Source organism: Amphritea opalescens, assembly GCF_003957515.1.
In the GTDB taxonomy this organism is placed as follows: Bacteria; Pseudomonadota; Gammaproteobacteria; order Pseudomonadales; family Balneatricaceae; genus Amphritea; species Amphritea opalescens.
On sequence record NZ_RQXW01000012.1, the window covers coordinates 13,833 to 38,413 of the forward strand.

Below are 24,581 nucleotides of genomic sequence, written 5' to 3' on the forward strand. Positions count from 1 at the left end.
AGGTTTCTTCCTATCTCACAATAGCCAAATAACCATTAGCGATTAAGACCGGTAGTCCGCATTGATGGCGACATAGTCTTTGCTTAGGTCTGTGGTCCAAACCGTTTCCTGCTGATCACCTCGATTGAGAACGATACGAATGGTAATCTCTTCTCGACTCATCACGGCCTGTCCGGCCGCTTCGGTATAACTTTCAGCACGTCCACCGTTTTCAACGATACAGGCCTCGCCCAACCAGATCTGCAACCCATCTACATCGAGGTTATCAATTCCTGCATAGCCAACAGCGCAGAGAATGCGTCCCCAGTTAGGATCACTGGCAAACAGCGCGGTTTTAACTAACGGTGAGTGGGCCACCGCATAGGCAGTTTTTAGCGCTTCTTCTGAACTCGCCGCCTGCTCAACACTAACAGTGACGAACTTGGTCGCCCCTTCACCGTCACGCACAATCGCTTGGGCTAACTCGAGTAATACCTTATTCACAGCCGCATCAAACGCTGCCAACAACTCGGTTGTTGTTTCGCTTACAGCAATACCGCTAGCACCGGTCGCAACCAACATGCAGGAATCATTCGTCGAAGTATCTCCATCGATGGTGATCCGGTTGAATGATCTGTCCGCCGCACGGCTTAGAATCTTCTGTAACAATGCCGGCTCAACCTGAGCATCGGTCGCGATATAGGCCAACATGGTCGCCATATTCGGCTTAATCATGCCCGCACCTTTGGATATACCGGTCAGGGTGATCTTCTGCCCTTGGTGCTCCAACTGCATTGAGTAAGCTTTTGGTCGGGTGTCAGTGGTCATAATGCCGCTAGCCGCTTCTAACCAACCGTCATCGGTCAAGGCATCAAAGGCTGCCGGTATCGCGTCAATAATGCGCTCTTTTGGCAATTTTTCACCGATCACGCCGGTGGAGAACGGCAAGACCTGATGCACAGCAATACCGGTGACTTCTGCAACCGCTTGGCACACATCGAGGGCGTCCTGATAACCGGTTTTGCCGGTACCCGCATTGGCATTACCCGTATTGATCACCAGATATGAGGGCATGCCTTGTTGCAGATGCTGCTGACAGATTTTCACCGGAGCGGCGCAAAACTGATTCAAAGTAAAAACACCTGCAGTACTAGCCCCTGCAGCGATTTCCATCAGCACGAGATCTTTACGGCCCGGTGTTTTCACACCAGCAGATGTAGTACCGATACGAAACCCCGCAACGGGATGCAATGTTGGAAGTGTGCCAAGACCGACTGCCATTACGACTCCTTAAACCTTCAGAAAAAAAGAAAGCAGCTTGGCTGCTTTCTATTAATTAATCAATCACGCTATCGGGGTAAGTGTTACCCCTTCAATCGTTAATTCAATTTACCGTGACACTGCTTGAACTTCTTACCGGAACCACAAGGACAGGGATCATTACGTCCTACTTTTTTACCGTCACGCACGAAGGTTTCGACGTCAGCCACCGCTTCTGGCTCTTCGGTCTCAGGCGCTTCGGCTTCCATAGCAGAGGATTCCGCATGTTGGAAATTCATCTGCTGCTGTTCGGCCTGCTCACGGCGCTGACGCTCTAACTCTTCGAGTTCTTCTGGTTGGCGTACCTGCACATGACTTAAAATCTTAATCACGTCGGTCTTAATATTTTCCAACAAGTGCTCAAACAGAATAAAGGATTCACGCTTATATTCCTGTTTCGGGTTTTTCTGTGCATAACCACGCAGATGAATACCCTGACGCAACATATCCATTGATTGCAGATGTTCTTTCCACAGGGTATCCAACACCTGCAACATCACCTGTTTTTCAAACAGACGCATGTTTTCAACACCGACAAACGCGGCTTTCGCCTGATAGTCTTCGACGATATCCCGCAGAATCCGCTCACGCAGGCTCTCTTCATGCAGGGTATCATCTTTGTCCAACCACTCCTGAATCGGCATCTCTAGGCCAAATTCAGACTCAATATGTTTCTCTAAGCCAGCAATATCCCACTGCTCTTCCAAACTCTGCGGCTTGATATACTCACTGATCGCATTATCAACCACTTCAGCCCGTACCGCTTCAATGGTCTCTGAAATATCACTGGTCGCCATCAATTCGTTACGCTGATCATAGACCGCACGACGTTGATCGTTCGCCACATCATCATATTCCAGCAGTTGCTTACGAATATCGTAGTTACGTCCTTCAACCTTACGCTGCGCTTTTTCAATCGCGTTAGAGACCATCTTATGCTCAATCGCCTCACCTTTTTCCATCCCCAGCGCTTTCATAAAGTTGCGCACACGGTCGGAGGCAAAGATGCGCATCAGATCATCTTCGAGTGACAGGAAGAAACGTGATGAACCATTGTCACCCTGACGACCGGCACGACCCCGTAGCTGATTATCGATACGACGGGATTCATGTCGTTCAGTACCAATGATATGCAAACCACCCGCTGCCAACACCGCATCATGGCGCTCTTGCCATTCGGCTTTCGCTTGAGCAATCTCTGCTTCGGTTGGGTTATCGAGGGTTTCCAGCACTGACTCAAACTTACCACCCAAGACAATATCGGTACCACGACCGGCCATGTTAGTGGCGATGGTAACTGAACCCGCCCGGCCAGCATCGGCGATAATGCCCGCTTCTTTACCATGGTTTTTCGCGTTCAAAACATTGTGGGGGAAGTTTTTCTTCTTCAAGAAGGCAGAGATCATTTCAGAAGATTCAACCGAGGCGGTACCCACCAGCACCGGCCGTTTCTGTTTGACGCACTCCTCGATCTCTTTCAAAATCGCTTCGTATTTCTCTTCGATAGTCAAAAACACGAGATCGTTATAGTCGATCCGCGCGACCGGCACGTTGGTCGGAATCACGACAACATCGAGACCGTAAATCTGATTCAATTCAAACGCTTCGGTATCGGCGGTACCGGTCATACCGGACAATTTCTCATACAGACGGAAGTAGTTCTGGAAAGTCGTTGAGGCTAACGTCTGACTTTCCTGATTAATATGCACACCCTCTTTCGCTTCAACCGCCTGATGCAAGCCTTCAGACCAGCGACGGCCAGGCATAATACGACCGGTGTGTTCATCGACGATAACCACTTCGCCGTCTTGAACGATATAATCGACATCCCGTTGAAACAGGTTATGTGCCCGCAATGCAGCCAACACATGGTGCAGCATGCCTAGATTCTGTGGTGCATACAGGCTTTCGCCTTCCGCAAGAAGCCCCTCTTTCGATAGCATCTCTTCGATGCGCTGATGACCGCGCTCGGTCAATTCAACAGAACGGTTTTTCTCATCGACGGCGAAATCACCATCAATCTCAATCTCTTCTTTAGGGTCGATCTCACCGTCAAACTTTTCTAAGACGGGAATCAGCGTATTCATTTTGCGATACATTTCAGAGCTATCTTCTGCCGCTCCGGAAATGATCAATGGCGTACGCGCCTCATCGATCAGGATGGAGTCAACCTCATCCACTACGGAGAAGAAGAAGTCACGCTGTACTTTATCTTCAACACTAAAGGCCATGTTATCGCGCAGATAATCAAAGCCAAATTCGTTGTTAGTACCGTAAGTAATATCGCAGTGATAAGCATCACGTTTGGTTTGTGGGTCTTGCCCGGACAACACCACACCCACGCTCATACCGAGAAATTCATACAGGGGACGCATCCACTCCGCATCACGGCTAGCCAGATAGTCGTTCACGGTCACAACATGAACGCCCCGGCCCGCTAGTGCATTCAGATAGACAGGCAGTGTCGCCACCAGCGTTTTACCTTCACCGGTACGCATCTCAGCGACTTTACCTTCATGCAGCGTAATACCACCGATCATCTGTACATCGAAGTGACGCATCCCCATCACCCGACGGGAAGCCTCACGTACCACCGCAAAGGCTTCCGGCAGAATATCGTCCAGACTTTCGCCCTGCGCTAAACGGGCTTTAAACTCAACCGTTTTGGCTTTCAGATCATCATCGGAAAGGGGTTCAACTTCGCTTTCATAGCTATTGATCTGCTTAACGACCTTACCCATCTGTTTGAGTACGCGATCGTTCTTACTACCAAAAACCTTCTTAAACATCGAAGTGAACATAATCTGATTATTTACCTATTAGCAGCGGCGGGCTTGGGCCGGTTAAAGTATTAAATTAACGCAACATTCTACATCTATTGGGGCATCAAATTGAATCTCAATAGGGATATTTTTTCAGTGGCTATAAATGACCGATAAAATGGTAAAAAGCCGGACTCAAGAGTCCGGCTTTTATAGAATGGCTACGATTTAGCTGACAGCAGCGGGCTGCAAGTATGAAATAGGCATTGATTCCTCACGCCCTTCAAAGGTAACAATCTCCCAGGCATCTTCTGTTTCCAGTAGTTTGCGCAATAGTAGATTGTTTAAATAGTGACCGGATTTATAACCATGGAACTCACCAATCAGGCTTTTACCTAACAGATAAAGGTCGCCGACGGCATCCAGTACCTTATGTTTTACAAACTCATCATCGTAACGCAGACCATCTTCATTCAGGATACGGTAGTCATCCACAACGATGGCATTGTCCATACTGCCGCCCAATGCCAGATTTTGAGTACGTAGGTATTCAATATCTCGCATAAAACCAAAGGTTCGCGCGCGGCTAACTTCTTTTACAAATGATGTGCTGGAGAAATCTAGACAGGCTTCCATATTACGTTCAGCGAACGCAGGATGGTCAAATTCGATCATAAAGCTAACTTTAAACCCGTTAAAAGGCTTAAAGGTGGCCGATTTATCGTCTAACTCGACATGAATCTCTTTCTTAATGCGGATAAACTGTTTCGGTGCGTTCTGTTCTTGAATGCCCGCAGACTGAATCAGGAAGACAAAGGGCGCAGCGCTGCCATCCATGATAGGCACTTCTTCAGCGCTCAGTTCAACAAATGCATTATCGATGCCCAACCCAGCAAGAGCCGACAACAGATGCTCAACAGTAGAGACCCGTACATCACCTTTCTGCAGATTAGTCGACAGAGTCGTATCGCCCACATTTTTGGCACAGGCATTAATTTCTACCACTGGCTCGAGATCAACACGACGGAAAACAATACCCGTGTCTACAGGTGCAGGTTTGAGTGTTAGATACACTTTCTGCCCGGTGTGGAGCCCCACACCAGTTGCTTTAATGCTGTTCCGTAATGTACGTTGTCCGATCATAATTCCTGCCAAGGTTATTTTGTGGCGATTAACGCACCATTTTAGCAAAATTACACCTATATCAGCAATAACTGATTAAGTGTAATACCGACAATGTCAGGCTAATGGGGCATTTCCATTAATCTGCCTGACGCCGCAAAAACGTCGGGATATCCAGATAGGTCTCTGTTTCCCCTTGTGTGCTACTGTTCGACTGCTGTGAACCAGAAAGTTCCCTTTGCGAAGGTCTGTTTTTTTCAGCACTAATATGATCGGCTTTGCGGCGATGCACTGCCGGTAACTCAAGCTGATCTAAGTCCAACTCACCATCAGGCTTACGGTTGCTACTCACTACCTTAACCGTAGTTTCCGCAGCTTCTGCTTTTTGCAATCCCGTAGCGACCACGGTGACCTTGATGTCATCTTCCATTTCAGGATCAATAACGGTACCCACCACTACGATGGCATTATCGGAGGCAAACTCATCGATCACCTGCCCCACATCACTGAACTCACCCAAGCCTAAATCAAGACCGGCAGTGATATTAACCAGAATACCCCGAGCGCCCATCAAATCGACATCTTCTAGCAATGGACTACGAACCGCCGCCTGCGCCGCTTCGATAGCGCGATTTTCACCCCGCGCGACACCAGTACCCATCATCGAGGTGCCCATTTCAGACATCACGGTGCGTACATCGGCAAAATCGACGTTCATCATCCCCGGGCGGATAATCAGGTCGGAGATCCCTTGCACGGCGCCTTTAAGCACATCATTGGCTTCATCAAAGGCTTTGATCAGAGTGCAGTTTTTACCCAACACCTTTAGCAGCTTTTCATTAGGCACGATAATCAGAGAGTCGACATGCTCAGACAGCTCTTTGATACCCTGATCGGCAATCAGCATCCGCTTTTTACCTTCGAACGGGAACGGTTTGGTCACAACCGCAACCGTCAGGATACCCAGCTCTTTCGCCACTTCAGCGACTATCGGAGCCGCCCCGGTACCGGTGCCACCACCCATACCGGCGGTGATGAACACCATATCCGCGCCACGCAGCACCTCGACGATCTGATCACGATCATCCAGCGCCGCCTGCCGACCAATATCTGGATTGGCACCAGCTCCTAACCCCTTGGTGATCTCGCCACCGAGCTGCAGGACGCTGCGCGAGCCCATATGATTCAATGCTTGCGCATCGGTATTAGCACAGATGAACTCAACCCCATCAACCTCTGATGAGACCATGTGCTGTACCGCGTTACCACCGCCGCCGCCAACGCCAATCACTTTAATAACGGCGCTCTGTGCAATGTCATTTACTAATTCAAACATATCCCTTCCCTCCAGGTTCAGTGCCCGACCCGCACCTGCTTGTGTTGCATTCTGTTTCATTGCTGACTGCCACATCCTGTGAATACTTCAATCACCCGGGGATAACACCTTGTGTATCACGCCCCGCTCTATTTATGCTTCGAATCCGTTCTGCTCTACGCTTATAACATCATCAAAAATTCCCCTGAAACCAGGTTTTCATCCGTTGCAGTACATTCGGTTGTTCACCACCATCATCAACCGGTACCGCTTCAACCTGATGTTGTACATCCTGTTTAGCGTATTGCAGCAAACCGATGCCGGTGGCGTAGATAGGGCTATTCAAAATATCCCCCATCCCGCGTACGCCTTTTGGTAAGGCTAACCGTACCGGCATATGAAAAATCTCTTCGGCTAATTCGACTGCGCCTTCCATCTTCGCTGTACCACCGGTCAGTACGATACCGGCGGCGACTAAATCTTCAAATCCGCTACGTCGCAGTTCAGACTGCACTAGGGTGAACAGCTCGTCATAACGAGGCTCAACCACTTCAGCCAACGCCTGGCGAGACAGATCCCGTGATGGACGATCGCCCACACTCGGTACCTTAATGGTGTCTTCTGCTCGCGCCAGTTGCGCTAATGCGCAGGCGTATTTAATTTTGATATCTTCCGCATGGGGCGTAGGGGTACGTAACGCCATAGCGATATCGTTCGTCACCTGATCCCCCGCTATCGGGATAACCGCTGTGTGCCGGATAGATCCACCGGTAAAGATAGCGATATCGGTAGTACCACCGCCCATATCGACCATACACACACCCAGCTCTTTCTCATCTTCGGTCAACACGGCAAAACTAGAAGCTAACTGCTCCAATACCGAGTTATCCACCGCCAAGCCGCAACGCCGCACACATTTTTCAATATTCTGGACCGCATTCACTGCGCCCGTCACTAAGTGAACCTTGGCTTCCAAACGAACACCGGACATCCCCAGCGGCTCGCGAATCCCTTCCTGATTATCGATCACATACTCCTGCGGTAATATATGCAGGATTTTCTGATCCGCCGGAATGGCCACGGCTCGGGCAGCATCGATGACCCTTTCGAGGTCATGCTCCATCACCTCACCCTCACGCACCGCAACGATACCGTGAGAATTCATACTATTAATATGACTACCGGCAATCCCCACGGTGACCGAATGAATCTTACAACCGGCCATCAACTCAGCTTCATCCACCGCCCGCTGAATCGAGTGCACGGTGGATTCAATATTTACCACCACGCCGCGCTTAAGCCCACGGGATTCATGGGAACCAATGCCAACGATATCGATCATGCCGTCCAGGCCTACTTCGCCAACGAGACACACCACTTTTGAGGTGCCGATATCCAGTGCCACGATCATATTATTTCCAGGCTTCATCGCCATATTCTCTGTATCAACCCTTCTGTTGTTCATCAGTGGCCGCCAAAGGGCGCCACTTAACGGCAATGCCGTTGTTGTAACGAATATCAATCTGTTCTATTCGGCCGGCATCCGCATCGGCCTGCAAACGCTGTTGGTAGATGGTCAAAAAACGCTCTAAGCGCGCCACGACCTGATCACGCCCTACCACCACCCGAATGCCGTTATCCAATAACAGCGTCCAAGCACCACGGGCTTCCAGCTTTAACTCCACTAACTGTAATCCGGTATTACGGAGCATCTGATTTAAGTCGTAATACTCCGACATCATCATCCCCGTATTACTCGAAGGCCCCCGCAAGCGCGGTAAGGCGTTGTATTTAGCAACATCATCGGGCCAAAAAATATCGCCCTCATGATTTAACAATCCATCTTCCCCCCAACGGGCGATGGGTACCTCTTCTGTCACCGTCAGATATAAGGATGCAGGCCAACGCCGACCGACCCCAACCTGATAGACCCAAGGATCTATCTGTATACCCGATTTAACCGCCTCAATATCCGCACTGAGTAACCCACCATTCATCAGTGCGACCGACTTAGCAGCAATCTGTTGGCGATCTAGATGCTGTGTACTGCCGGCAAATATCACCTGTTCGACCGGCTGATCCAACCAGCGATACAGGGCGCCATAAGCATTACTCATCAACACCATGAATACCGCCAGCGCGGTCAGAATCGTCGCAGGCTTAACCCACCAGTCACCATCAATACGATTCCACCAAGGCCCTTCGCTCTGTTCAACCGCAGCCTCTGTTGGGCTCTGCCGCGCGGTCTTAGTGTCAGTTCTTGTATCATTTTTAAGCGGCGGTAATTTTTTAACCTGCCTAAACCAGCTAGCGACTTTGCTTTGTGGTTGTTCTGTTTTCTTATAAACCGTCGCTGAAGCACCCCGTTTGGGCGGCTCCGGTGTGGTTTGTTCGGCAGAAAACAGTTTTTTCAGCATCGCCTACAGGCTCCCCCGCAAAATAGTCACCACCAGCTCTTCAAAACTAATCCCCGCTTCCTGCGCTGCCATCGGCACCAGACTGTGATCCGTCATACCGGGCAAGGTATTCACTTCCAGCAGCTGAAAGCCTCGCTGCTCATCTAGCATCACATCGACTCGTCCCCAACCACGGCAACCCACCATCTCAAAGGCTTGCTCAGACAATCGTTTCAGTTCGGCCTCTTGGCTGTCGGTCAACGCGTTATCAAAATGATATTGGGTATCATTGGCCTGATATTTGGCATCAAAATCGTAAAAGTCATGGGGCGTTTCTAAGCGAATAATCGGCAACGCTTGACCATTTAACACCGCAATCGTAAATTCAGGGCCACTGATCCAGCTTTCGACCAGAACCGCTCGGTCAAACTGCTGCGCGGCATTGATCGCCTCCGCCAACGCCTCGACACTGCGCACCTTACTCATTCCGATGCTTGAGCCTTCATGGGCCGGTTTAACAATCATCGGAAAACCCAACCGGTCAGCGAGTTGCTGTAGATCGGTGGTTTCATCCGGTACAACATAGGCTGGCGTTGGTAGCCCAGCCGCACTCCATATCTGTTTACACTTAACCTTATCCATCCCCAGTGCCGAAGCCATCACGCCGCTGCCGGTATAGGGTTTCGCCATGATCTCCAGTACACCCTGCATTGTGCCGTCTTCACCACCACGACCGTGCATGATCAAAAATGCCCGATCAAACTCGGCCTGTTGCAACTGTGCTAGCGGATCAGCACCATCGGCGCAGAGATCGATACCGAAGGCGTCGACATTGGCTTGCTGCAAGCCACGCAACACTTCAGCACCACTTTTGAGGGAGATGCTGCGTTCTGCCGATGAGCCACCGAACAGCACCGCCACCCGACCAAACTGTGCCCGCTCCTGTGCAGAGACTGAAAAATCGCTCATCAATCCACCTCCTTTACAACGGTTAGATCCAGCTTAGATAGCTGATGAGCCAGCGCGGTGATATTCCCCGCGCCTTGGGTCAACAACAGATCTCCCGGTTGCAGCAGATTCTTGAGCACCCCAGGCACCGCATCGACGGATTCTACAAAGATCGGATCAACACTACCGCGCTGACGAATACTGCGACACAGGCTGCGGCTATCCGCGCCAGCGATCGGCTCTTCACCCGCAGCATAAACTTCCATCAACAGCAGCACATCGGCTTCCGACAAGACCTGTACGAAATCCTCATATAGATCCCTTGTCCGGGTATAACGGTGCGGTTGATTAATCATCACTAGCCGCTTATCCGGCCAACCCTCTTTAACCGCACGGATAGTCGCCTGCACTTCACGGGGGTGATGACCATAATCGTCCACCAGCATCGCCGTACCGCCTTCGACTGGGATATCACCCAACACCTGAAAACGTCGTCCGACCCCTTCAAATTTCTGTAAAGCGTTACAGATTGAGGCATCGTCGATACCTTCATCACTGGCCACCGCAATCGTCGCCAAGGCATTCAATACATTGTGTCTACCCGGCATATTCACCGTGACCTGCAAATCTGTCCGGCCGTCGGGACGCTTCACCGTAAAGCTGGTTTGCATTCCCCGCTGAACAATATCTTCTGCCCGATAATCCGCATCATCGTTCACACCGTAAGTAACGATGGGACGCCCAACCTGTGGAATAATCTCTTGAACCACTGGGTCATCGGTACACAGCACCGCTAAACCGTAAAAAGGCAGGTTGTGCAGAAAATCAACAAAGGTCTGCTTCAATTTGCCAAAATCACCGCCATAGGTGTCCATATGATCCGCATCGATATTGGTGACAATCGCCACCATCGGTTGCAGATGCAAGAAGGACGCATCACTTTCATCGGCTTCGGCCACCAAATAACGGCTACCTCCCAACTTGGCATTGGTACCGGCACTGTTAAGACGGCCACCAATCACAAAGGTAGGATCGAGGCGAGCCTCAGCCATCACCGATGCGAGCAGACTCGTAGTCGTGGTTTTCCCGTGGGTACCAGCAACCGCGATACCATGGCGATAACGCATCAATTCGGCCAGCATCTCAGCCCGGCGCACAATAGGGATACGTCGCTCTCTCGCCGCACTCACCTCGGGATTGTCATCACCCACCGCAGTCGAAATCACCACCACATTGGCCGCCGTAATATTTTCCGCCAGATGGCCGATAAAGATCTCAGCGCCCATAGCTTGAAGACGATCGGTCGTCACTGAGGCTTTGATATCTGAACCGGTAATCTGATACCCCTGATTCAACAGAACCTCGGCGATACCACACATACCGACACCACCAATACCCACAAAGTGAATTCTGCGGATTCGGCGCATCTCAGGGACTTCATAAATTTCAGTGGTATTATCGGTCACTTGTTCATTACCTCCAGACAGATATCAGCAACGGCCTGACTCGCCTCGGGTTGCCCCAGCTGACGCGCTTTTTGCGCCATCGCTAGCAATACCTCACGGTCATTCAGCTGCTCTGTCAAAATATTTATCAGACGATCTCGATTCAGTTCATTTTGCTGAATCAGAATCGCCGCGCCAGCCTCGGCCAAATAACGAGCATTACCCGTCTGATGGTCGTCTACGGCAAATGGAAATGGCACCAGTACCGATGCCACACCAGCAATACTTAATTCACTAACAGTCAGTGCGCCGGCACGACAGAGCACAAGATCCGCCCAGCCATAGGCTTCATCCATCCGCTCAATAAAGGGCACCACCCGAATAGATTTCCGATCGGCGAAACCCGCCGCTTGATAGAGCGCTTCGGTTTCAGCTAGATTACGTTTGCCCACTTGGTGCAACACCTCAGGGATCATCCCTTCAGGCAACGCACTCAGCACCTCAGGCAGGAGTTCATTGATCGCCTTCGCGCCTAAACTGCCCCCCACCACTAACAGGCGTAATGGCCCTTCTCGACCAGCAAAGCGCTCAGTCGGTGCAGCTAGGTTCAGAATATCGCCACGCACGGGGTTACCCACGACGGTCGTCGCCACCTTACCCTTAAACGCACCACCGAAGGCTTCTAGTACCCGTCGAGCCAGCTTCGCTAAAATCTTATTGGTCATCCCCGCGCAGGCATTCTGTTCATGTACCAACACCGGCACACCGGTTAACCAAGCAGCCAGACCACCGGGACCTGAGGCAAAACCACCCATTCCCAGCACAACATCCGGTTTTACTCGGCGTAACACCCCAAACGCTTGACTCAAAGCGTGCAGCAGGCGCAAGGGTGCCAGCAGTAAGCTTAACTTCCCCTTACCACGCAGACCTTTTACATCTATACAGTGCAACTGAATATCCGCTGCGGGTACGACATCCGCTTCGATACCCGCCGCAGTACCCAACCATTCCACCGCAACACCCTGCTGTCGTAAGCAGTCCGCCGTCGCCAGTGCCGGAAAAACATGTCCTCCGGTCCCTCCAGCCATAATCAGTACTTTGCGGCCCTTATTCATCGTCACTGCCTGTTGTTGATTGTTTCTTTTTGCCAGCCTTTGGCTTACTTGCAGCCTTAACCTGTAGCCGCTTCAATTCGTAATCCACCCGCATCACAATCGCGATCATGACGCAGCTCACCACTAAACTACTGCCACCATAGCTGACCAACGGTAGCGTCAGCCCCTTAGTGGGTAATGCGCCGACATTAACTCCGATATTAATCAGCGCCTGTCCGGTCAACATAATGGCGAAGCCATAAACCATATACGCCATAAAAAATTGCTGTAACTTTTCAGCGCGACGCCCAATACGAAACATCCGTTGCGCCATCAAGCCATATAGCACCACGACCAGCAGTGCAAAGATCAATCCCATCTCCTCAGCCAGCACCGAAAAAACAAAATCGGTATGTGCCTCGGGCAGATAAAAAAGCTTTTGCACGCTATTACCTAAACCGGCACCCAACCAGTCTCCTCGGCCAAATGCGATCTGCGCCTGGGCCAACTGATAACCCGAGCCAAATGGATCGGCCCAAGGATCAAGAAAGGTCTTTAATCGCACCACCCGATAGGGCTGCCACATCGCCAACGAAGAGATAACGGCAACACAGCCACTCACAATCAACGCAAACTGGCTAAACTTCATACCCCCGAGGAAAATCATCCCCATCACGCTACCCATCAACACCACGGCAGCACCGAAATCCGGCTCAAAAATCATCAAAGAGACAAAGAAAGCCAGTGGAAACGCGGGCTTAATAACCCCCATCCAACTTCCGCGAACCTCCGTCAAACGGCGGACTAGATAGCCGGACAGATAGATCACCATGGTAAACTTGGCCACTTCCGACGCCTGAAGGTTGACAGGGCCCAGTGGAATCCAGCGAACGGAACCATTGATTTCTCGACCAACAAACAACACCAATATCAACAACACCGAACCGACCAACAGCAGCAAAGGGCCACCACGCTCCCAAAGACTGATAGGCACTCGCAAAACAATAATCGCCGCGGTTAAACCGATGACAATAAAGAGGCCATGGCGGATCATATAAAAAAACGGATTACTATTTCGTACCGCTGCAACCTCAATCGAGGCTGAACTAATCATCACAAAACCGAGCAAAATCAAACACAGCGCTGCAGCCACCAGTAACGGGTCGAATGGCAACACACGGTTGCCTATCGTTGCCGTTGTGGGCATAGATACCTTCAGTGCAGCACTCGCTGTCATAACGCCTCCACCGATTCAATAAATGCATCTCCCCGAGCAGGAAAGCCACTAAACATATCGAAACTCGCGCAGGCGGGTGACAGCAGCACGATATCACCGGGTTGCGCCAAGCTTGTCGCCAACTCAACCGCAGCTGTCATGCTTTCAGCGTAATGTCCCTCAAGGCAGCTAACGGCTTGGTCGATCAAACCACCATCTTTACCGATCAAAACCAATGCCCGAGCCGCTGCTTTCAGCGGTTTCTCAAGGTCACTAAAATCAGCCCCTTTACCGACGCCGCCAGCGATCAAGACTATTTTATGTCCTTCAGCCAATATCGCAGATAAACCATTAATCGCGGCAACCGTCGCACCGACATTAGTACCTTTACTGTCATTGAAGTACGCCACACCCTGCTTATCCGCGACCCACTGACAACGATGCTTCAGCCCTGCGAACTGCTTAAGGGTTTGCAACATAGACTCAAGTGGAATATTGACCGCTTCGCCCAGCGCCAACGCCGCTAAGGCATTAGCCAAGTTGTGTTGCCCCTGAATCTTGAGTTCATTCACGGCTAGTAGTGGGGTTAAACCCCGCGCCAAGAATGTTTGCCCATCCTTTTCAAGCAGTCCAAACTGATTCAGGTCGGGTCGACCTAAGCCAAAACTGCTAATTTTAACGCCCGTACTCACCAGCGGAGAGGTCAAGGGGTCATCACGATTAATCACGACGTTCGCCGCACCCTTAAACACCCGATGTTTCGCTTGATAGTACAGATGTAAGCTATTGCTATAACGGTCAAGATGATCAGGGCTTACATTCAGCACGGTCGCCGCCGCTGCCCGCAGATCATTCACCGTTTCCAGCTGAAAGCTCGACAGTTCCAGTACATACAACGCTTGTTCACCGTCGCTCAGCATATCCAACACGGGGGTGCCTAGATTGCCACCGATACCGGTATCAATACCCGCATCCAGTGCCATCTGACCTACCAAGGTGGTCACGGTGCTTTTGGCATTGGAACCCGTGATCGCAACAATCGGTGCGCTAACCGCCTGACAGAACAGATCGATATCACCACTGAGCTTTACCCCTGCCGCCGCGGCTGCCTGAATAGCGGGCTGATCTTTAGCAACGCCGGGGCTCAGAATAATTTCGCTGGCACGGCACAGCAGTGCTGGATTCAACTCACCGCAATGAACTTCTGTTTCAGGAAACTCTGCATGAATCAGTTCAAGGTTCGGTGGCGCATCCCGCGTATCAACGAGCATAAACGGCAACCCTTTAGCCGCCAGATAGCGCGCGCAGGAAAGCCCGGTCTGACCCAGTCCGATGATTATCCGCAGTTGATCCGTCGCTATCAGGCTCACAATATCTCCGTTAACGTATTTTCAGGGTTGCTAAGCCGACCAGCACTAGCACCACGGTAATAATCCAAAACCGCACAATAACCCGCGGTTCTGGCCAACCTTTTAACTCAAAATGATGATGCAGCGGCGCCATTCTAAAGATGCGCCGACCCGTCAACTTAAAGGAACCTACCTGCAGGATGACCGACACGGTTTCGATCACAAACACCCCGCCCATAATCATCAAGACAAACTCTTGGCGCACGATAACCGCAATCACCCCTAGTGCAGCACCCAATGCTAACGCGCCGACGTCGCCCATAAAGACCTGCGCGGGATAGGTGTTAAACCACAGAAAACCAAGGCCGGCACCCACTATCGAAGCACAAATAATCACTAACTCACCGGCACCGGCGATATAGGGAATATGCAGATAGTCAGCAAAGTTAACGTTGCCGCCCAAATAAGCAAAAAAGCCCAAAGCGCCGGCCACCAGCACGGTTGGCAAGATAGCCAAACCATCTAAACCATCGGTCAGGTTCACCGCATTTGAGGTGCCGACAATGACGAAATAGGTGAAGACGATAAAGAACAGCCCCATATCGATCGCGACATCTTTAAAGATCGGAATAATCAACTGGGTTTCAGCGGGTGCTTGAGCCGTCATATAGAGCACTATCGCCGCCCCTAAACCGCCCACCGACTGCCAAAAATACTTCCAACGGGCCGGCAAACCTCGCGTACTTTTTTCAATGACCATGCGGTAATCATCAACCCAACCTACCGCGCCGAAAATAAAGATAACCCCCAATACGATCCAGGTATAACGGTTGGTCAAGTCTGCCCACAACAAAGTACTGATCATGATGGCCAGAATAATCAGCGCGCCACCCATCGTCGGGGTACCCGCTTTACTGAAGTGAGACTCCGGACCATCACTACGCACGGTCTGGCCAATCTGTTTACTTTTCAGTTTACGAATCAGCGCAGGCCCCAACATTAAGGAGATCGACAGCGCAGTCAGCACCCCAAGAATGCCGCGTAGTGTCAGATAACTAAACACGGTGAAAAAACTGTTATATTCAGCCAGCCAGTTGGCCAAAAACAATAACATCAGTGACTACCTCCATCGGTAGAGCCGTCATTGGTCAGGCCCGTTACAATTTGATCCATTCCCGCACTGCGAGAACCTTTGATTAATAAAACACGCGGACACGCAGGCAACTGCTGCACATACGTTAGCAACGCGGTTTTATCCGAAAAATGTTCTGCATGTTGGCCACCCGCCGCCATAAAGCTTTCGTTCGCAGCACGACTCAAAACACCGCAACTCAACAATCGATCGATGCCTTTTTTGGCTGCGTATTCTCCGACCTCGCGATGTTTCTGTTCTGCATCAGCCCCCAGCTCCCCCATATCGCCTAATACCAAGACCTGATCACCCTCGAGTTCAGCTAAGGTATCCAGTGCCGCTTTCACCGCATCGGGGTTGGCGTTATAACTGTCATCAATGACTAGCGTTGTTTCATTTAGCTGAATAGGACGCATGCGCCCAGCAACGCCCTGACACAGACTTAACCCCTCTGCCGCCACGGTTGGCTGACATCCATCGGCCAAAACAGCGGCCGCCGCGGCTAGCGCATTAGCAATATTGTGTCGCCCCATCAACGCAAGACTGACGGGGTATTGAGCACCTTGATAATTCAGATCAAAGGCATAACAACCGTTTGCCTGTAAGCGAATATTCGAAGCAAACACCGACGCCTCTTCATCTGTAATCGAAAAGGTGAGTCGTGGCTGCTGCGAGAGCATACCGAGCCAGACATCCGCATGGGGATCATCCAAATTAACGATGGCGGTACCGTTAGCGGACAACCCTTCAAATATTTCTGCCTTCGCCAGCACCACGCCTCGAAGAGAACCAAACCCTTCAAGGTGAGCGCCAAAGGCGTTATTCAAAATAGCAACATCGGGTTTGGCCAAATGGGTACTGTATGCAATTTCATGTGCACCACTGGCCCCCATCTCAATCACCGCATACTGATCACCCGCCGAGAGCCGCAGCAAAGTTAGCGGCACACCGATATCGTTATTGAGATTCCCCTGAGTGGCTAAGGTTTGCCCCCGTAACCGATTAATCGATGCCAACATCTCTTTGACGGTGGTTTTACCGCTGCTACCCGTGACGGCAAACATCGAGCCACTGAAACGGGCGCGATTGAAAGCCGCTAAATTCCCTAGCGCCATCCGCGTGTTGCTGACCACCAACTGCGGTACATCAACCTCAACTTCTCGCTCCACGACAACAGCCACTGCACCATCTGCCACCGCCTGAACAACAAAATCGTGGGCATCAAAATGCTCACCGCGCAGCGCAACGAATAGATCCCCTGCCTGAATGTTGCGGGTATCCGTGCTAACGCCAAGCACGGCACAGCTGCCACCGACTAGCCGTGCAGACAAAGGCCCAGTCAGTTCGCTTAAACGAAACGGGCCGTTCATTGATGGCCCCCTTGTGATAACGCCAACGCATCACGGGCCACAGCCAAGTCATCAAATGGTCGCTTCACGCCTTGTATATCCTGATAATTCTCGTGTCCCTTTCCGGCAATCAATAAAATATCCTCAGGCTTAAGCGCAGCAACGGCTTGCTCGATCGCCAACCGGCGGTCAGGCTCGCACATCACCTCTGCGCTACCACTAAAGCCGGTCATCACCATGTCAATAATCTGTTGTGGATCTTCGGTGCGCGGGTTATCACTGGTGACCACAATCCGCTCGGCCAATTTTTCGGCTACCTGAGCCATCTGCACCCGTTTACCGTTATCTCGGTCACCACCACAACCAAACACACACCAGAGCTCACCGTCACAATAGCGACGCAACGCTTCCAGTGCTTTTTCCAAGGCATCGGGCGTGTGCGCATAATCCACCACGACTAATGGCAACGCTTTAGAAACCCGCTGCATACGCCCAGCAACGGGGCTTATCTGTTGTAATCCACGTTCAATCTCAGCCTGTGGATAACCCATTTTCTCGGTAATCGCGATGCTCAGCAGCAGGTTACTCAGGTTAAACCGGCCGATCAGACCCGTATCTAACCTGAAGGTTCCACTCGGGGAACTAATTTTTGCACGCATACCCGCCGCCGACAGTTTGACCTCCGTCGCACGTACCGCGGCACCCGCTGATTCACCAAACCCCAGTCGCTCCTGACCATCTTGAGCTAGCAGGCTGGCACCGAAAGCGTCATCGGCATTGATCACCTGATGTGCAATCGCCATATCGTTAAATAGACGCGCTTTAGCCGCCCCATAACTTTCCATATCGCCGTGATAGTCGAGATGATCACGGGAAAGGTTGGTGAAACCGGCCGCCTCAAAGTGCACACCGCTCACCCGCTGTTGATCCAGTGCGTGACTAGATACCTCCATCACCACCGCCGTCGCCCCCTGCTGACGAAAATCTGCCAACAGACGGTGTACACCAATAGCGTCGGGGGTCGTATGTGTCGCGGTACTCAATTGACCCAACAGCCCATTCCCAACGGTACCGATCAAACCACAGGTTTCGCCACAAGCCGTCAACAGCTGGGCGATATAATGGGCGCAGGAGGTTTTACCGTTGGTTCCGGTCACACCCACAACCCGCATATGAAGAGAAGGTTCGCCATAAAAACGTGAAGCGACCTCGCCAATCACAGTAGCGACATCCGCTACTCCGATCAGAGGGATCGACACATTAATAGAGCCCGCTGCAGCCAGTTCTGCGTCATCAACGATCGCAGCGACTGCCCCTTCTGCTGCAGCGGAGCAAACAAAATCAATTCCTTTATGATTAACACCATCGCGGGCAAAAAACAGATCACCCGGCTTAACATCGCGGCTATCCTGACAGATGCCACGGATAAGCAACGATGCATACTCTGTTACTGCGACCTGCGGTAACAGATCAGACAAGGCATACTCAGGGATACTCATTTCATCACCACATGAGGCTTTGCCGGCTGCCAGTTATCCGGCGCCACATTCAGCATTCGCAAGGCGCCGCCAACCACTCGAGAAAAGAGAGGTGCGGCTACTTCGCCACCGTAATACTCTTGCCCTTTCGGGTTATCCACCATCACAACAGCGACAATCGCAGGGTTATCCACCGGAGCTACGCCAGCAAAGATCGACATATATTGATCATCGGCATATCCGTTTACGCCCACTTTATGCACCGTACCGGTCTTACCCGCCACACGATAACCTTCAATCGCCGCCCGACGCCCCGTGCCGCCGGACTGAGTCACGGTTTCCATCATTCGTAAAATGGCATCAGCCACTTTTTTAGGCATTACGCGGGTACCAGACTCGGGCCGATCAAGCTTCAGCAACGAGACATGCCGCACCAGCCCACCGGTGGCAAATGGCAGATAAGATTGCGCTAACTGTAATGGCGTCACCGACAAGCCATAGCCATAAGACATCGTCGCCCGCTCAACCAAGCGATTTTCCGCAAAATAAGGTAAAACACCGGCCTGTTCACCGGGAAAGCCGGTACCTGGCACCTGGCCAAGGCCCACATTATGAAACACATTACGCACCGCATCGCCATGCAGGCTCAACGCCAGTTTCGTTGCCCCAACGTTGCTAGATTTAGTAATAATCCGCCCCAGACTCAATACCCCATAGTTGCGGTGATCACGAATCGTTTTACCCTTCACACGGATATAACCCGGCGACGTATCAACCTTGCTATCCAAGGTGTATTTACCACTCATCAGTGCCGCGGCAATCGTCAACGGCTTCATGGTAGAGCCCGGCTCAAAGGTATCGGTCACCGCGCGATTACGTAACGATTCCATCCCCTTACCCAAATTGCTTCGATCATTGGGGTTATAAGATGGCTGATTCACCATCGCCAATACTTCACCCGTGTGTACATCCAACACCACCATCGCAGCGGAATCCGCCTGATGGGCCTGCACGGCCGCTTTCAGTTCGCGATAGGCTAAGTATTGCAAACGTAGATCGATACTCAGCTGCAAGTCTTTGCCCTGCACCATCGGTTCTAGCTCGCGGATATGCTTAACCGTTCGCCCCAGCAGATCACGCATCACCAGCTTCTTGCCGGGAATCCCCTGCAACCACTCCTCAAAGGCTAATTCAATGCCTTCCTGCCCCACACCATCTAACCCGGTAAATCCTACTAGGTGGGTAGCCACCTCTGCTGCCGGATAGAAACGTTTATATTCACGATCAACATAAACGCCGGGAATATGTAACTCTTCTACCTGTTCGGCCTGCGCGGGGGTCATCTGCCGTTTGAGATAGACAAATTGCTTATCACGAAAACGCGCCACCCGCTTTAGCAGGGCATTTTTATCACTACCGATTAAACTCGCTAGCTTGGTAATAGCGCCGCTTTGCAGATCAAACTCTTTCGGGTTCATCCACACGGTTGAAACCGGTGCGCTCACCGATAGCGGCAATCCGTTGCGATCACTAATCATGCCCCGATGTGCAGGAATGATGGCGGTACGCAGCACTCGAGCATCACCCTGACGCTTTAAAAAATCCTGTTCTTGTACATTCAGCGAGAGCATTTTGCCAGCCACACCGGCGGCAATCAGACACAGCAAGGCGAACACCAGCCATAAGCGCCAGCCTCTGGCCGCACGAGCTTGTAAACCTTGCTCATCGCTCATCTCTGATCACCTCAACCTGTTCAGGAATCCGCATACCTAGACGTTTAATAGCCACAGACTCGACCCGATTATTGGCGGCCAGCGTGCCCTGTTCGAGCAACAACTGACCCCATTCAACCTGCAATTCATCCCACTGCTGTACTAATTCCTGCTGCTGATTAAATAGAACGCGGTACTGATGCGCCGACCAAATAACCAACAACGCCGACACCACCAGCCCCCCGACCAAACAAAACAGCAGCAAACCGGGTTTAATTAACTCGGCAGGCTCAATCAATCCGCTGATCGGCGGCTCTTCTTTCGCCTTAAACCAACGGGGTAGTGGCAGACTCAGCTTCATCGTACTTTTTTAGCCACCCGCATCACGGCACTGCGTGAACGAGGGTTATCAGACACCTCATCCTGTCCCGCTTTCATCGCTTTACCCACCGCCTTAAGACGGATATTCAACATATCATCGGTCACCGGAATGCCGGGCGGTAGGTGCTCATCGCCTTTGACATACTTACGGATAAAACGCTTAACGATACGATCTTCCAGCGAATGGAAACTGATCACCACCAGCTTACCGCCCGGCTTCAGCATCTCGAGCGCCTGATCAAGACAGTCTTCCAGATCCTCTAGTTCACGGTTAATAAAGATACGAATACCCTGAAATGCACGGGTAGCCGGATTTTTACCTTTCTCCCACGCAGGGTTCGCTTCAGTAATGATTTTTGCCAAGCGACCGGTTGTCACAATCGGGTCCAGCGCGCGCTCATGCACGATAGCCTTAGCCATCCGCCGTGAATGACGCTCTTCACCATAGGTATAGAGCACATCGGCAATCTCTATTTCGCCGGCCCGCGCCAACCATTCAGCGGCACTTTCACCGACATCCGGATTCATCCGCATATCCAGAGGGCCGTCGGACATAAAACTAAAACCACGATCAGGGTTATCTAACTGTGGCGAGGAAACACCCAGATCCAGCAAAACCCCATCCACCTGTCCAGCCAACTCACGTCGACGAACAAACTCTTCTAGCTGCGCGAATGAGCCTCGCTCAATACTAAAACGTGGCTCATCGCCAAACCGCTCCGCCGCGCAGATAATCGCTTCCGGATCTTTATCAATGCCCATCAGATGACCGCGCTCCGACAAACGACTTAATACCAACGCCGAATGTCCTCCGCGACCAAAGGTCCCATCGATATAAAACCCATCCGGATCATCAACCAGGGTATCCACAGCCTCGTTCAACAACACTGTGATATGTTTAAACTCTGCACTCATGTGCTAACCCCTGTCGGTTTAAAGTGATAAATTCTGTAACTCTTCTGGCAGTTCTGCACCGCCGTCTGCTTCGGCCAAATACTCTTCGCGGGTCGCCATCCAGCGCTCTTCGCTCCAAATCTCAAACTTGCCACCCTGGCCCAACAAAATAATTTTCTTACTCAAGCCCGCATATTCACGCAACGGGGCCGGTAACAGTAAACGCCCATTGCCATCCATATCGATATCGGTAGCATGGCCGATCAACAACCGCTGAATACGCCGCGCGGCTGGGTTAAAACTGGGTAATGCTTCAATCTTGGCCTGAATCTCTTCCCATTCGGCCAGTGGGTATAGCAGTAAGCAGCGCTCTTCCGTATCAATCGTCGCAACCAGGTGCCCACCGCAGTGCTCCGTGAGCGTGTCACGGTAGCGCGCCGGTATGGCCATACGACCTTTGGCATCGAGATTGATTGGATTAACCCCACGAAAAAACAAATACCTCTCCTAAAAAACCAATTTTACCCACATTTACCCACATTTTCCCACTGTGCACACTATAGGAATTAACCCCTACATTTGCAAGAAAGAAAGCGGTCGTGACGAGCTTATAAATGAATAAAGAGCACAGCTCACAAATACAATTCATCACTCAGCAATAACAACGGGAGAAAACAACCGAAAAAACAGCCAGTTAAGAAAAGTAAGTGATCACTACAGCTAAAAAGCCACTATTTCAGATGAATAAAAAGAAGGCCCTACAAAGGAAGTGGTTAACCGCCACGATTCCAGCAAAAGGCGACACAAAGCAATCGGCAAAATATCAAAACGGCGACACTCTTTTCCGGATCAAGTTAACTGATCAAAAAAGCAGCACAGCAAACGATCACTCGACGAGAGAATACTGAAGTCAGACAAGACCGACAGCCACTCGCTTTATTGAAAAAGCGGCGGATATCGAGCGAACAGCCATAGAGCTTAACTGACAACAGCAATGTTTCATTGGGAGCATCCGCGATATGAAACCGCCGACAAGCTCTGAGGCTTTATTGAGAACTGTCGTGGACATCAAAAATTTAGACGTTAAAAAAGGGACGTTGAAATTCAAAAGTGTTGATTTCACTGGCAAACCCAAGGCTTTGACAAGGAATTGTCGTGCACATCAAAAACTACGGTGTAATAAAAAAGGTATCGGAAGTGTGGAGATAAAGAGGTGTAGTGTTCGCCGATAAGCCCTAGGCTTTAACAAGGAGTTGTCGTGGCCATCCAGCACTTAGATGTAAAAAAGAAAATGAAATGTAGAGGTGTAGAGTTCGCCGATAAGCCCTAGGTTTTAACAAGGAGTTGTCGTGGACATCCAGCACTTAGATGTAAAAAAAGAAAATGAAATGTAGAGGTGTAGAGTTCGCCGATAAGCCGGGTTTTGTCGTGGACAATCATTCATCTAGGGCCTGCGTCGCCACAGGCCTCAAGCGACCTACCCGAATCCAGCATGGGCCATGCCTCATGGATTCCTATTTGGTCTTGCTCCAGGTGGGGTTTACCTTGCCGTGACATGTTACCACGCACGCGGTGCGCTCTTACCGCACCCTTTCACCCTTACCGGCTTCCTGTAAACAGGAAACGTAGGCGGTTTGCTCTCTGCTGCACTTGCCGTAGGCTTTCGCCTCCCAGGCATTACCTGGCACCCTGCCCTATGGAGCCCGGACTTTCCTCCCCTTCCTTACGGAAGCAGCGATTGTCTGGCGAACTCTACGGCGCAAAGGATACCAGCAAGCACACTATAAGCAAGCAGAACCGTGACAAGCCCGTTGAATTATTTACGGTCGAGTGCCGCTTGGTACATCACCTTCTTTTTAATCCCTGTGATTTTCGCCGCCAGCGCCGACGCCTGCTTCACCGACAACTCCTCCAGCAGAATATCCAGCACCTCACTACTGCGCGGATCAAGCAAGGTTTCATCCTGCTTGGGCGCACCTTCAACCATCAACACGAACTCACCTTTACGTTGATTAGGGTCCGCCTCAACCTGCGCTAACACGTTTTCAGCCGTCCCATTCAGAAAGGTCTCAAAGGTCTTGGTCAATTCCCGAGCCAGAGCAATCTGACGCTCAGGACCAAATGCAGCCACGATATCCTTTAAGCTATCGATAATGCGATGGGGTGATTCATAGAACATCAGGGTTCGCGTTTCGGCGGCTAACGCGGTATAAAAATTCAACCGCTGCTGGGACTTCGCTGGCGGAAAGCCTTCAAAGGCAAAACGATCGGAGGGGACACCGGCGGCACAAAGAGCAGCAACCAAAGCGCAACAACCGGGTAGCGGACTCACCTTAAAGCCTGCTGCACGTACTTCTCGCACCAACACAAAGCCAGGATCGGAAATTAACGGTGTTCCCGCATCCGAAATCAGGGCAATATCATCACCCCGCTGCAACTTTTCGATAATTTTTTGCTGCTGCTGGCGTTCATTATGGTCATGAACTGCTATCATCGGCGTTTTGATATTAAAATGTGACAGCAAACGTCCACTATGACGGGTATCTTCAGCCGCAATCAAGGCGACCGACTCCAATATACGGAGCGCACGCGGCGTCAGATCTTCTAAGTTACCTATTGGCGTTGCGACAACATATAAAACTGCTTCGGACATCAGTATTCGAGCCATTTATAATTCAGGATGTGAAAG

The 24,581-nt window shown here is 51.1% G+C and carries 19 protein-coding genes and 1 other RNA gene; all 20 read right to left on the minus strand.

Features of this window, described 5'->3' with window-relative positions; all coding sequences use genetic code 11:
- Positions 1 to 42: 42 nt before the first annotated feature.
- Positions 43 to 1,260: a bifunctional glutamate N-acetyltransferase/amino-acid acetyltransferase ArgJ gene (argJ, locus tag EH243_RS13110; protein WP_126159128.1), complete on the minus strand. Its 1,218-nt coding sequence runs from the start codon at positions 1,258 to 1,260 to the stop codon at positions 43 to 45.
- A 98-nt stretch (positions 1,261 to 1,358) separates the two neighbouring features.
- Positions 1,359 to 4,100 carry a preprotein translocase subunit SecA gene (secA, locus tag EH243_RS13115; protein WP_126159129.1) on the minus strand — a complete coding sequence of 914 codons (2,742 nt, stop codon included), beginning with the start codon at positions 4,098 to 4,100 and terminating at the stop codon, positions 1,359 to 1,361.
- A gap of 189 nt (positions 4,101 to 4,289) precedes the next feature.
- Complete coding sequence (gene lpxC / locus EH243_RS13120) at positions 4,290 to 5,204, minus strand: UDP-3-O-acyl-N-acetylglucosamine deacetylase (protein ID WP_126159130.1); 915 nt, start codon at positions 5,202 to 5,204, stop codon at positions 4,290 to 4,292.
- A gap of 118 nt (positions 5,205 to 5,322) precedes the next feature.
- The gene (ftsZ, locus tag EH243_RS13125; protein WP_126159131.1) at positions 5,323 to 6,519 is read right to left on the minus strand and encodes a cell division protein FtsZ; all 1,197 of its coding nucleotides are present in this window, start codon (positions 6,517 to 6,519) and stop codon (positions 5,323 to 5,325) included.
- A gap of 172 nt (positions 6,520 to 6,691) precedes the next feature.
- Positions 6,692 to 7,933, minus strand: coding sequence for a cell division protein FtsA (gene ftsA, locus EH243_RS13130; RefSeq protein WP_126159205.1), 1,242 nt, complete (start codon positions 7,931 to 7,933; stop codon positions 6,692 to 6,694).
- 10 nt (positions 7,934 to 7,943) lie between these two features.
- Positions 7,944 to 8,915 carry a cell division protein FtsQ/DivIB gene (locus EH243_RS13135; RefSeq protein WP_126159132.1) on the minus strand — a complete coding sequence of 324 codons (972 nt, stop codon included), beginning with the start codon at positions 8,913 to 8,915 and terminating at the stop codon, positions 7,944 to 7,946.
- A gap of 3 nt (positions 8,916 to 8,918) precedes the next feature.
- Positions 8,919 to 9,863 (minus strand): D-alanine--D-alanine ligase, encoded by a 945-nt coding sequence (locus EH243_RS13140; protein WP_126159133.1) that lies wholly within the window; start codon positions 9,861 to 9,863, stop codon positions 8,919 to 8,921.
- The gene (gene murC, locus EH243_RS13145) at positions 9,863 to 11,269 is read right to left on the minus strand and encodes a UDP-N-acetylmuramate--L-alanine ligase (protein ID WP_241235086.1); all 1,407 of its coding nucleotides are present in this window, start codon (positions 11,267 to 11,269) and stop codon (positions 9,863 to 9,865) included. Before murC ends, EH243_RS13140 begins: the two co-directional genes overlap by 1 nt.
- A 35-nt stretch (positions 11,270 to 11,304) precedes the next feature.
- Positions 11,305 to 12,402: an undecaprenyldiphospho-muramoylpentapeptide beta-N-acetylglucosaminyltransferase gene (gene murG / locus EH243_RS13150; protein WP_126159135.1), complete on the minus strand. Its 1,098-nt coding sequence runs from the start codon at positions 12,400 to 12,402 to the stop codon at positions 11,305 to 11,307.
- Positions 12,395 to 13,618, minus strand: a complete 1,224-nt coding sequence (gene ftsW, locus EH243_RS13155; RefSeq protein WP_241235081.1) for a putative lipid II flippase FtsW — start codon at positions 13,616 to 13,618, stop codon at positions 12,395 to 12,397. Before ftsW ends, murG begins: the two co-directional genes overlap by 8 nt.
- Positions 13,615 to 14,967 carry a UDP-N-acetylmuramoyl-L-alanine--D-glutamate ligase gene (gene murD / locus EH243_RS13160; protein ID WP_126159136.1) on the minus strand — a complete coding sequence of 451 codons (1,353 nt, stop codon included), beginning with the start codon at positions 14,965 to 14,967 and terminating at the stop codon, positions 13,615 to 13,617. The genes ftsW and murD overlap by 4 nt, the downstream gene beginning before the upstream one ends.
- A gap of 10 nt (positions 14,968 to 14,977) precedes the next feature.
- Positions 14,978 to 16,060, minus strand: coding sequence for a phospho-N-acetylmuramoyl-pentapeptide-transferase (mraY, locus tag EH243_RS13165; RefSeq protein ID WP_126159137.1), 1,083 nt, complete (start codon positions 16,058 to 16,060; stop codon positions 14,978 to 14,980).
- The gene (locus EH243_RS13170) at positions 16,060 to 17,448 is read right to left on the minus strand and encodes a UDP-N-acetylmuramoyl-tripeptide--D-alanyl-D-alanine ligase (RefSeq protein ID WP_126159138.1); all 1,389 of its coding nucleotides are present in this window, start codon (positions 17,446 to 17,448) and stop codon (positions 16,060 to 16,062) included. The genes mraY and EH243_RS13170 overlap by 1 nt, the downstream gene beginning before the upstream one ends.
- Positions 17,445 to 18,926, minus strand: coding sequence for a UDP-N-acetylmuramoyl-L-alanyl-D-glutamate--2,6-diaminopimelate ligase (locus EH243_RS13175; RefSeq protein WP_126159139.1), 1,482 nt, complete (start codon positions 18,924 to 18,926; stop codon positions 17,445 to 17,447). Before EH243_RS13175 ends, EH243_RS13170 begins: the two co-directional genes overlap by 4 nt.
- Positions 18,923 to 20,638, minus strand: coding sequence for a peptidoglycan D,D-transpeptidase FtsI family protein (locus tag EH243_RS13180; RefSeq protein ID WP_126159140.1), 1,716 nt, complete (start codon positions 20,636 to 20,638; stop codon positions 18,923 to 18,925). Before EH243_RS13180 ends, EH243_RS13175 begins: the two co-directional genes overlap by 4 nt.
- Positions 20,628 to 20,978: a cell division protein FtsL gene (ftsL, locus tag EH243_RS13185; protein WP_126159141.1), complete on the minus strand. Its 351-nt coding sequence runs from the start codon at positions 20,976 to 20,978 to the stop codon at positions 20,628 to 20,630. The genes EH243_RS13180 and ftsL overlap by 11 nt, the downstream gene beginning before the upstream one ends.
- A complete protein-coding gene (rsmH, locus tag EH243_RS13190; RefSeq protein ID WP_126159142.1) occupies positions 20,975 to 21,913 on the minus strand; it encodes a 16S rRNA (cytosine(1402)-N(4))-methyltransferase RsmH in 939 nt (312 codons plus the stop codon). Before rsmH ends, ftsL begins: the two co-directional genes overlap by 4 nt.
- An 18-nt stretch (positions 21,914 to 21,931) precedes the next feature.
- The gene (gene mraZ / locus EH243_RS13195; RefSeq protein WP_126159143.1) at positions 21,932 to 22,390 is read right to left on the minus strand and encodes a division/cell wall cluster transcriptional repressor MraZ; all 459 of its coding nucleotides are present in this window, start codon (positions 22,388 to 22,390) and stop codon (positions 21,932 to 21,934) included.
- An 898-nt stretch (positions 22,391 to 23,288) separates the two neighbouring features.
- Positions 23,289 to 23,646, minus strand: an RNA gene (gene rnpB / locus EH243_RS13200) — RNase P RNA component class A.
- A 62-nt stretch (positions 23,647 to 23,708) separates the two neighbouring features.
- A complete protein-coding gene (rsmI, locus tag EH243_RS13205) occupies positions 23,709 to 24,545 on the minus strand; it encodes a 16S rRNA (cytidine(1402)-2'-O)-methyltransferase (protein ID WP_126159144.1) in 837 nt (278 codons plus the stop codon).
- Between the last annotated feature and the right edge of the window lie 36 nt (positions 24,546 to 24,581).